The sequence below is a fragment of the Acinetobacter sp. YH12252 genome (assembly GCF_013417365.1).
In the GTDB taxonomy this organism is placed as follows: Bacteria; Pseudomonadota; Gammaproteobacteria; order Pseudomonadales; family Moraxellaceae; genus Acinetobacter; species Acinetobacter towneri.
Genome location: NZ_VPEA01000007.1, coordinates 165928 through 175907, shown reverse-complemented (window position 1 = coordinate 175907; position 9980 = coordinate 165928). Strand labels below are relative to the sequence as shown.

The window sequence follows — 9980 nt, the reverse complement described above, 5'->3', positions numbered from 1 at the left end:
TTCAGTTAAAATCATTTTGAAGTTTTAATCTAAACTTCCAAATCTGGCTCATCAATTTTCTGACTTAAATTTCGCTCAAATAAACTTCGAGTAATTTAAACCAATCAATCAATGAAATATTTTCGATCAATCAATCAGTAAAAATCCACACAAGTTGTTCTTCATAATCTCTTAATGATTTTCTGTTATTTCGTCAATAACAGCACCAACTCAATCAACACTGCGTTGGTGTGTTGCGTATTCTATACAGTTTTTGAATAGACGCAATATGTTTTTTAGGTTTTTTTCAAAAAAAATACCATTCGCCTAAGTTTTAAGCGTATTTCATATTTTTATCACACTTTTCTTATAATTTGTCTTTTTTTTCGCACGTTACTAAATTGGTTTTTTAAATAAATCCTTTTAAAGCGATAATAAAAAACAACCAGCTCAGTTAGGCTGGTTGCAAATCTACATTAATTAGCTTGTTCTGCAAGCCATGACATAAATTTTTGTCGCTCTACTTTACTAGCTTGTTGCCACAATTGAATCAATTGTTGCTCTTTGCCCTGTGTTTGTTTTGCTGTAGGCAATGTTGCTGAGGTGGTTTCCTCAGATGGCAAAACTGCTGCCGCAGTATAAACTGCTGCTGGTTGATTGATTGCAGCACTGTTTTGAGTGGTATCTAAAGTTTTATTAAGCCAACTACCACCTAACCAACCAGTTGAACTTGCTTTGGCACCTGTTTGTTGTACCAACAATTGATTCTTTTGATTATATAAGCCAACACTAGGCTGATCTTTAAACTCTTTTGCAGCATCGAAATCTTTAGGTGGGTTTACCAAAGCAAGTCGATAGTTTTCACCATCTTGAAGAATTGGGGTTTTGAGTGTAATAACACCTGATTTTAAAATATCGTGTGCGCCATTATGATGTTCAAAATATTGTTGATAACGCAAGTTAATGACATTTTCACCCGCATTGACTTTCACTTGCTGTGCAGAACTGAATAAACCTGAACGAATTTGTTGATCATTTACAGCGAGCAACTTAATTTCTTCAGGTACTGCAATAGTTACTGCTGAAAATGCTGAACTACAAGCCATCAATGCAATACTTGCTATGCCTAATTTAAATGCCATATTTCACTCTATATCATTTATTAAAGTTTGATTGCACTATGCAATGTATAAATGACAGTTTTATGACAATTCATGGGTTTAGGCATTTGCACATGAATAAGTAAGTTGTAAGGCACATCACTACCCCCAGAAACAAAAAAGTAGGATGAATCATTATCCTACTTTTTTGTCTGTGCAGTATGTGTTGCTAGAGCTTAGTTAAAGCTTTTGAAACGTGCTGCATCATCCATAAATGTTTTTTCACCAGCAGGTGCTTCAATTGAACCAAACACTAATTGTGCACGTAGTTTCCAGTTTGCAGGAATGTCATAAGTTTGCGCAACTTCTTCATCTACGATTGGATTGTAGTGCTGTAATGATGCACCCACATTGATTTCAGATAAAGCTGTCCACGCTGCGAATTGTGCAATCCCTGTCGAATGTTCTGACCATACTGGGAAGTTGTCTGCATATAGCGGGAATTGCTCTTGTAGACCTTTTACAACATCTTGATCTTCAAAAAATAAAGCTGTACCAAAACCTGCAATAAAGCTATTAATTTTTGCTTCAGTGTTTGCAAATGCTTCTGCAGGAACCATTTTATGTAAAGTTTCTAAAACGATGTTCCAAAATTGTGTATGCGATGCACCGTATAAAGTCACAACACGTGAAGTTTGCGAGTTAAATGCAGATGGGCTTAAACGAACTGCTTGTTTGATTGTACTTTCAATAGTTGCCTGATCTACAGAAACATTTTTACCAAGTGCATAGATTGAACGGCGTTTTTCTAATTGATTTAAAAATGACATTTTTAATTCCTCTGCAGAATTTTGTATAAATTAATTGATACAGCGATATTAAGCTTTTTATTCAGCATAAACATTACAAAAAATACGACAGTGTGTTTTATGTATAGAACGATTATAGTTATATAAAGTGACAAATGTATGTGACTGCATTTAGGGTCTGTTGACATTTCATAAATGGCTTGCGCTGTAGGCTAAAACTGAGCAGATCAGGCATGAAACGCAGGGAATAGCGAGACTATTGCCAAGTTTCATAACGCAATCTGAGAAAGTTTTAGCCACAGCCTGAGCAAAAACAAGCACTGCTTTGTTTGCAGCGCAAGGCGCAGCGAAGGACGAGCATATTTTTTGCTGCTATTGCGTTATGAGTCAGTCATTTAGAATGACTAAATTTCCTGCCTCATGCCTTATATCAGCTAAAAAACCTTGCGAGATATATCTCTCACGTCGCAAACATAGACGAAGTGTCAACAGACCCTATTACCTTTTATTCTATAGATACAGTCTATTGCAATATAAATATGCTGCGGTTCGCTCTTTGTAGCACATAATAATAAGCTGATTTGACCAATCTTCATCAAATGCTGTTATTTAAGCATAGACTTTAAATTGATTTTGATAGTGTGCATGACTCCGTTCGGTTACTTCTTCTTCAATTGATCCAAAAACGAGTTGTGAACGTAACAACCATGTATCTGGAATATCAAAATGCTCTGCCACAGCACGGTCTATGTTTGGATTATAATGCTGTAAAGATGCACCCACGCCTGAATCTGCCAGTGCTGTCCACACTGCAAATTGCGCCATGCCTGAAGTTTGCTCCGACCAAATTGGAAATTCTGCAGCATTAAATGGAATTTTCTTTTGCAATTGACGAATCACTTGTTGATCTTCATAGAACAATACCGTGCCAAAACCTGCTGCACATTGTTCGATTTTCATTTTAGTACCTGCAAAAACCTGCTCTGGTACAAACTGACGTTGTACTTCCTGTACTAAATTCCAAAATTTTTTATGTGATTCAGAAAATAAAATAACCACGCGCGTACTTTGTGAATGATGTGCCGATGGACAGCTACGCACAGCTTCCTGAATCAGCTCGGTCATATAAGTTTGGCTAAAATGAACGCGTTTTCCTAAAGCATAAATACTACGGCGCTTTTTTAATTGATCGATGAAAGTCAGTTCATTTGCGTCATAGTTCGGCTTTTTCTTAAGCTTAAAGTCTTTCGTGATATCTGCTGTAAGCACATGACCAATTTTATTTAACAGTGTCATTTTGACTTCCCCAAAAAACCAATCAAAATCAATCTAATATTTTTTCTTATTCTATATAGACGAAAGTGCTTTTATTCACATTCGTATTTTTAGCTGCTGCTTTTTACAACACTCAAACCCGCTAAAAACAACAAACTCCGCATTTTGCGAAGTTTGTGTGAAACTTACAGCATTTTACATTTTAGCTTTAAAACTTAATTCAAAACTTATTTTTCAGTTTCAAACAGTGCTGCAACAAATGCTTTGGCTGAGAATGGACGTAAATCATCAATTTTTTCACCCACACCAATAAAGCGAATTGGCACATGGCTACGGCTTGCAATGTTAAATAACACGCCGCCTTTTGCAGTGCCGTCCAGTTTAGTGATGGTGATGCCTGTTAAGCCAACAGCCTCATCAAACATTTCAACTTGGTTAATGGCATTTTGACCCGTGCCTGCATCCACAACCAACATCACTTCATGCGGTGCAGTCGCATCAATTTTTTGCATCACACGCTTAACTTTAGTCAATTCTTGCATCAGGTTGCTTTTGTTATGCAAACGTCCAGCAGTATCTGCAATTAACACATCAATGCCTTTGGCACGCGCACTTTCAAACGCATCGAAAATAACAGAAGCACTGTCTGCACCGTGACCTTGTGCAACAACGGCAACATCGTTACGCTCACCCCAAATCTGCAATTGTTCTGTCGCTGCAGCACGGAAAGTATCCCCTGCGGCCAACATGACTTTTTTACCTTCGCCTTGTAAGCGTTTCGCTAACTTGCCAATGGTTGTGGTTTTACCTACACCATTCACACCCACGACTAAAATCACATAAGGGGTTTTATTGGCATCAATATGTAAAGGTTTTACCCGTGGCGCAAGCAAAGCCACTAATTCTTCTTGCAAAGCCTTATATAAAGAATGTGAATAAATTAAGTCGCCACGCGCAGTACGCTCGGTCAAATTGGCAATAATGGTTTTCGTTGCATCTACACCAATATCTGCAACCAACAGTTGTTCTTCGACTTCTTCTAATAATTCATCATCAATTTCTTTACCGCCAATCAGAATATTCACCATGCCATCGGCAAAGTTTTTACGGGTTTTGGTTAACCCTTCTTTCATGCGACTAAAGAAACCACCTTTCGCAGGCGCATCCGTGTCTGATGATGTTTCTGCAGCATGTTCAGAGGTTTCTGCTTGTTGTAGAGGTGTTGTTTCAACAATCGGAATATTTACCGCTGGTAAATTCGGTAATGTGACATCATCATCTCCGATATCAGCATCAATCAAAAATTTATTTTGCCCATTAGATTGCTGTTGCATGCCGAATCCTTGAAAAGCATTGCGTTAAAAAATCGGATTCTAACATAAACCAATTGCTTTTACCTCGTATTCCAACCACATAGCCGCATACAAAAAATACCTACAGCAATCCTTGCCTTTCCGCTTTAATTTCTGAAAGATAAGCCGATAACGATTGATCTCCACTTGCTTATGTTCCAATTTTCGATGAAGTCTGTTTGTGCGTTGCTTTGGGGTTTAACAGCTTCGATTAGCCATGCTGAAGTTTTAGCTGCGAATAACACTTTTGAAACCACACTCAACAATGGTTTAAAAGTCATTATCCGTGAAGACCATCGTTCTCCCATGGTGATGACTCAAATTTGGTACAAAGTGGGCAGTAGCGATGAGTCCGGAAATACACCTGGGATTTCGCACGTACTTGAACACATGATGTTTAAAGGTACAGCCAAGGTGCCGAATGATGAATTTACCCGTTTAAGTCGTATTTATGGTGGCAGTGTCAATGCAGCAACCTTTACCAATTACACGAATTATTATCAGCTCTATCCCAAAACTTATTTCCCACTGGCTTTAGAGTTGGAAGCCGACAGAATGAGTAATTTGTTACTTCGCCAACAAGACTTTGAGCCTGAAATTAAGGTGGTAATGGAAGAACGGCGGCAACGTACCGATGATAATCCACGGGCTTTGGCTTTTGAACGCTTTAAATGGATTGCCTACCCAACCAGTCATTATCGCCAACCCATTATTGGGCACATGAAAAACTTGCAAAGCATTCAGCTGCAAGATGTACAGGCGTGGTACAAAAAATGGTATCGCCCCAATAATGCTATTCTAGTGATTGTGGGCGATGTAGATCATCAAGCCGCATTGTTGCAAGTCCAAAAGTATTTTGGAGATATTCCGAAAGCACCTACGCCACCGCGCAATGATGTGTTGGAGTTTGAACAATTAGGTTATCGGCACATGGAATTGTCTGCGACTGTGCAAGTTCCTAATTTATATATGGCTTGGAATGTCGGTTCATTGGCAACAGCTAAAAATCCTCAAAATGCCTTCGCGCTCACTATCATCAAACAACTGTTAGACAGTGGAATTACTTCACGTTTAGAACAGCGCTTGGTCAGAAACAATAAGATTCTTAGCTCAGTCAGTGTCAGTTATGACCCGTATCAACGTGGGGATAGTTTGTTTAGTATTTCAGCATTGCCTGCAGCAGGTGTAACGTTAAGCGAAGCACAGGTCGCGATTCAAAACGAAGTGGATACGCTAAAACAGGATTTGGTCAATTCAAGTGAAATTGAGCGCGTGGTGACTCAATTTGTGGCCAATTGGATTTATAGTCAGGATGATTTGGCAGGACAAGCCCGAACCATTGGCAATTTGGAAGTCAATGGATTCAGTCACCGTTTAATCGATGTTTTACCACAACACTTCCAAGCGATTACTGCCCAGGATCTGCAACGTGTTGCGCAAAGTTACTTTAACAAAGACAGACTTAGCACCTTGTATTTATTACCTCAAAGCACAACACCTTAAACTGTGATTTTCATGAAAAAACATCTATTCAGCACGCTTATTTTAAGCACTAGTTTTAGCCTATGTTCTGCTGGCTTTGCGATGGAAACTGCCACCAGAGCAGCGCATGATTTTGCTGAAACAGATGTAAGTACGCCTTTACAATCTTTGAGCTTGCTGCACAGTTTAAATGCCGTAAATGAATTGGTCGATGTTCGCGCTCCACAGGTATATGAATTAAAAAATCATCGACACGTACGCACTTTATTTGTCGAAAATCCTGCTTTGCCAATGGTTGATATCCAACTGACTTTTAATGCAGGTTCTGCCCGCGATGCAGAAATTGAAAAAGGTTTATTTGGCGTTGCCAATATGGCAGCCCAACTGATTGATGAAGGCACCAAGCGTTATAAGGCAGAGGAAATTGCCGCAGCCTTTGAAACCACAGGCGCACGTTTTAGTACCACGGCGTACCGCGATATGTTTGTGGTACGGCTAAGAACACTGTCTGATCCGCAGAAAATGCAAACTGCCGTCAAAATGATGCTGGAAATACTGAAACATGCAACTTTTGAGCGTTCTAATATCCAGCGTGTGCAAAGCAATACACAAATTGGGCAAAAACAACTGCAAGAAAATCCAAGCCGTTTAATGAATATTCGCTTATATCGCGCAATTTACGGACAACATGCCTATTCAGAACCCATTACAGGCACCAATGGCAGCATCAAACGGATTCAACCAAAGCACTTACAACAATTTAGAGATCAGTTTCTGGTCGCGCAAAATATGAACATTGCCATTACAGGCAAATTAACCTTAAAAGAAGCAGAAAAACTTGCCAATACCATCAGCGCACATATTGCCCAAGGTGTTGCAGCAACAGCTTTGCCACAGCCTACACCTGCAACACGTTTCAACATCCAGCATATTCCCTACCGGTCACAACAGGCGCATGTCAGTATTGCACAACTTGCGACTACACGGGATGATCCTGACTATTTGGCTTTAGAAATTGCCAATAAAATGCTGGGCGGCAGCAGTTTCAATTCAATTTTGATGAAAGAATTACGAGTAAAACGTGGCTACACTTACGGTGTTAGCAGTTCGTTTCGTTTTACCCAAGCAGCGGGTTTGTTTAGCTTAGGCTATTCTACGCGCCAAGATCAGTTACTCGATAGTATTCAAGTCGCTCACCAGAGCTTAATTCAGTTTGTACAACAACCTATGAATTTAGAACAATTAAAAGAAACCAAAGCAGGTTTAATTCGTGCATTTCCGAATCAATACAGCAGCAATGCCAGTATTAATGCCCAGCTTGGGCACATCGGTTTTTATCGACTTCCTGCAAATTATTTAAGTGATTATGCAGAACGAGTGGAAAAAGTTACCGCTGAAGATGTGCAACGTGCAATTCGCAAACATTTGCATCCTGATCGTTTAACTTTAGTAATTGTGAGCGAACATTTAGATAAAGCCGCATTGGTAAAAATGCTGCAGGACAATTTACTCGCACCAACATCTTTAACACCGACACCGCACAATATGAATAACATGCCAACAGAAAAAATTACTCTTGCACCAAGGCAGGAAGTTGTTGAGCCCGATCTTGCTCCATTTGATGTGCCTGCATCAACTTTAAATAATGCACATAACGAATCGGACGTTGATTGAGTAAATGAACTGCCATGTCTTGGGTATTGGCATACATAGATTGTTGTGACAAACGCTCAACATTTTGAAATTGTTGCACCCCAACTGGGCGATAAAGCGCAACACTTGCTAAAGTTAAAATAATAAAAATGATACTCAGCACAACAATATTATAAATTTGCTCGAGTTTCAGTTGAGAAATAAATTGAATCGTTTTTTGAATTGCGTTGTGCATGACCTACCTCTAATCGCCTTAGTGTAGGATGCCCTTGTGAGATGTACAAGTTAAACAGCTCAATTTTACTGTATCGTCACAGTAAAAATTGAGCCTTTTTCTACAAATTCTACAAAGGATTTAGCTTTAGCCAATCGTGCCACGAATTACCGCAAAGTATAAAACCAATGCAATGACTGCAAGCACCAAGAAAATAGCAAATACACTGACACCGCCCTCTGCTTCGGCAGGATGCAGTTCATCTTCATCGGCAATACGGAGTAATTCACCATCATAATTACGATAAAACTCTATACGATCGCTTCGCTCTAAAGTTTTAGCAAAGTCAGCCACACGTTTACGTTGCGCCAAGCAGTATTCACCTAAATGAACATCTCGACGGAAAATTACCTCATCTAGTTTTTTACGGTGATGATGTGCCAACTCAATAATTTGAGAAGTCAATGGAGGTACATCAAAAGCACATCCGTCTACGGATCTTGTCATGTTGTTCTCCTTTTTTATCATGCTTAGAGCTTTAGTTTAATCAAAATTAAACTTGTTCAATGTTTAATCATGTAAACTTGAAATATGCTCATTAACCCCGATAATTATTTGACAATTCAATCAAATTGTAATATTAGTTTAACAATAAAGCGTTAAATTGATATGAAGCCTAAAAGGTAGGCTTAAATAAGTAATCAAAATTACAATAAGGAGTTTAATATGATTCAAACGATCTCTCACCATGACTTAGAGCATGTTTATGCAAATGCAGTAAACACGATTCATTCACAAATGAACTTCCAAGACGCGGTAAAACAACTCGAAGAAGCTGCACGTGCAGGACATGGTAAAGCGGCAATGTTCTTAGCAGAACTGTATTATCAAGGTTTCCGCGTAGAACGTGATTCATTGAAAGCGCAATACTGGCAAAACATGGCCACCATGCAAGCATAATAAAACGTCACTTAGGTGGCGTTTTTTTTGACCCTTTTTTTAGATGCTCCAACCATAAATACATATTTGTTTACGATTTTAAGCAAAGCTTAAACGGTATATTCATCAATTCTTTTTACAATATAGCCAAATTTTACAACCTTGCTTGATTATGAATCAGATTAACCAACTCCACCCTTTACCAAAGGATTTTCTGCTTAAAGTTACACTATTAAAATCAATGATGTACTGCGGTGTACTTTGGGGTTTATTCCATCAAGGTTGGGCAATGAGTTCAGATCACGATGATTATATTTTCCCTTTTTGGTTAAATGCGGTACAAGCGCATAAATATGCTGCTAAACACTGGCCACAATATAGTCCTCGTAAAATTTCCGCGCAGGATTTTGAAACTTTTTTATTACCAACGCTCACCCGTTTAAATGTCACGCCAACCTTGTTTGGTTCGTCAAGTCAAAAAATTAAACTGACCACTTCACAAATGAAGCATTTCTTTTTTAATGAACCTGCGTTAAATATTGCTTAAATAAAAACTGAATAGAATTGACGTAAAAATCAACAATCGTGACTCTAAAGTATTTGCAATTTTTACAATTCACGTTACTTTAAAAGTCAAACAATAAACAACAAATCAGGACACAGAATATGACCAAGGTAACTCACGTTTTACAAGATAAAGCACATCACGAAATTTACACAATTCGCCCAGAAGCAACGGTTTTAGAAGCAATTAGTTTAATGGCTGAAAAAGGCATTGGTGCGTTGGTGGTTACCGATCAAAACAATCATGTGGTTGGTATTCTGTCTGAGCGTGATTACACCCGTAAAGTTATTTTGATGGAACGAACTTCTAAAAGCACAACGGTTAGTGAAATTATGACTGCTAAAGTACTGACCGTGACCAAAAACACCAGTGTGAAAGAATGCTTAAACTTAATTACTGACCATCATTTACGTCACTTACCTGTACTTGAAGGTGAGCAGTTGGTAGGTTTAGTGTCGATTGGTGACTTGGTGAAAGCGACTATGGATGATCAGCACAAACTGATCGAGCAGTTACAACAATATATTGCAAGCTAAGACACTGTTTTATAAAACCTGCCAAATATAAAGTAAAGATAAAAAAACCGCCTAAACTTACACATTTAGGCGGTTT

General features: G+C 38.6%; 11 protein-coding genes. 5 read left to right on the top strand and 6 right to left on the bottom strand.

What is annotated here, in order from left to right; genetic code table 11:
* Positions 1–455 precede the first annotated feature (455 nt).
* The 4 genes from FTV28_RS09185 to ftsY all read right to left on the bottom strand — a co-directional run bounded on the left by FTV28_RS09185 (position 456) and on the right by ftsY (position 4497).
* The gene (locus FTV28_RS09185; RefSeq protein WP_179990191.1) at positions 456–1121 is read right to left on the bottom strand and encodes a DUF2057 domain-containing protein; all 666 of its coding nucleotides are present in this window, start codon (positions 1119–1121) and stop codon (positions 456–458) included.
* Between the two features lie 194 nt (positions 1122–1315).
* On the bottom strand, positions 1316–1909 hold the full coding sequence (locus FTV28_RS09180; protein WP_004976581.1) for a nitroreductase family protein: 594 nt from the start codon (positions 1907–1909) through the stop codon (positions 1316–1318).
* 588 nt (positions 1910–2497) lie between these two features.
* The gene (locus tag FTV28_RS09175) at positions 2498–3184 is read right to left on the bottom strand and encodes a nitroreductase family protein (RefSeq protein WP_179990189.1); all 687 of its coding nucleotides are present in this window, start codon (positions 3182–3184) and stop codon (positions 2498–2500) included.
* Between the two features lie 206 nt (positions 3185–3390).
* On the bottom strand, positions 3391–4497 hold the full coding sequence (gene ftsY, locus FTV28_RS09170) for a signal recognition particle-docking protein FtsY (RefSeq protein ID WP_004976589.1): 1107 nt from the start codon (positions 4495–4497) through the stop codon (positions 3391–3393).
* Positions 4498–4683: 186 nt separating this feature from the next.
* Between ftsY and FTV28_RS09165 the strand changes: the two genes are divergently transcribed.
* Both FTV28_RS09165 and FTV28_RS09160 read left to right on the top strand, forming a co-directional pair.
* On the top strand, positions 4684–6018 hold the full coding sequence (locus FTV28_RS09165; RefSeq protein WP_257222826.1) for a pitrilysin family protein: 1335 nt from the start codon (positions 4684–4686) through the stop codon (positions 6016–6018).
* Between the two features lie 12 nt (positions 6019–6030).
* Positions 6031–7671, top strand: coding sequence for a pitrilysin family protein (locus FTV28_RS09160; protein WP_131261451.1), 1641 nt, complete (start codon positions 6031–6033; stop codon positions 7669–7671).
* Here FTV28_RS09160 and FTV28_RS09155 read toward each other — a convergent pair.
* Together FTV28_RS09155 and FTV28_RS09150 are read right to left on the bottom strand one after the other, a co-directional pair.
* The gene (locus tag FTV28_RS09155; protein ID WP_004976594.1) at positions 7568–7885 is read right to left on the bottom strand and encodes a hypothetical protein; all 318 of its coding nucleotides are present in this window, start codon (positions 7883–7885) and stop codon (positions 7568–7570) included. The genes FTV28_RS09160 and FTV28_RS09155 overlap by 104 nt on opposite strands.
* Before the next feature lie 126 nt (positions 7886–8011).
* Entirely contained in the window at positions 8012–8371 is a 360-nt protein-coding gene (locus FTV28_RS09150) for a hypothetical protein (RefSeq protein WP_004976597.1), read from the bottom strand.
* Positions 8372–8590: 219 nt separating this feature from the next.
* On the opposite strand from FTV28_RS09150, the gene FTV28_RS09145 reads away from it, so the two are divergent.
* The 3 genes from FTV28_RS09145 (at position 8591) to FTV28_RS09135 (ending at position 9904) form a co-directional block, all read left to right on the top strand.
* Positions 8591–8824 carry a hypothetical protein gene (locus FTV28_RS09145; protein ID WP_004976599.1) on the top strand — a complete coding sequence of 78 codons (234 nt, stop codon included), beginning with the start codon at positions 8591–8593 and terminating at the stop codon, positions 8822–8824.
* Between the two features lie 151 nt (positions 8825–8975).
* Positions 8976–9350 (top strand): DUF2750 domain-containing protein, encoded by a 375-nt coding sequence (locus FTV28_RS09140; protein ID WP_004976601.1) that lies wholly within the window; start codon positions 8976–8978, stop codon positions 9348–9350.
* A 119-nt stretch (positions 9351–9469) separates the two neighbouring features.
* Positions 9470–9904, top strand: coding sequence for a CBS domain-containing protein (locus tag FTV28_RS09135; RefSeq protein ID WP_179990185.1), 435 nt, complete (start codon positions 9470–9472; stop codon positions 9902–9904).
* Positions 9905–9980: the final 76 nt, after the last annotated feature.

Bases quoted from the DNA above. Each gene is read 5' to 3' on its own strand.
- FTV28_RS09185 (WP_179990191.1), bottom strand. From the start codon at position 1,121: ATGGCATTTAAATTAGGCATAGCAAGTATTGCATTGATGGCTTGTAGT.
- FTV28_RS09180 (WP_004976581.1), bottom strand. From the start codon at position 1,909: ATGTCATTTTTAAATCAATTAGAAAAACGCCGTTCAATCTATGCACTT.
- FTV28_RS09175 (WP_179990189.1), bottom strand. From the start codon at position 3,184: ATGACACTGTTAAATAAAATTGGTCATGTGCTTACAGCAGATATCACG.
- ftsY (WP_004976589.1), bottom strand. From the start codon at position 4,497: ATGCAACAGCAATCTAATGGGCAAAATAAATTTTTGATTGATGCTGAT.
- FTV28_RS09165 (WP_257222826.1), top strand. From the start codon at position 4,684: ATGAAGTCTGTTTGTGCGTTGCTTTGGGGTTTAACAGCTTCGATTAGC.
- FTV28_RS09160 (WP_131261451.1), top strand. From the start codon at position 6,031: ATGAAAAAACATCTATTCAGCACGCTTATTTTAAGCACTAGTTTTAGC.
- FTV28_RS09155 (WP_004976594.1), bottom strand. From the start codon at position 7,885: ATGCACAACGCAATTCAAAAAACGATTCAATTTATTTCTCAACTGAAA.
- FTV28_RS09150 (WP_004976597.1), bottom strand. From the start codon at position 8,371: ATGACAAGATCCGTAGACGGATGTGCTTTTGATGTACCTCCATTGACT.
- FTV28_RS09145 (WP_004976599.1), top strand. From the start codon at position 8,591: ATGATTCAAACGATCTCTCACCATGACTTAGAGCATGTTTATGCAAAT.
- FTV28_RS09140 (WP_004976601.1), top strand. From the start codon at position 8,976: ATGAATCAGATTAACCAACTCCACCCTTTACCAAAGGATTTTCTGCTT.
- FTV28_RS09135 (WP_179990185.1), top strand. From the start codon at position 9,470: ATGACCAAGGTAACTCACGTTTTACAAGATAAAGCACATCACGAAATT.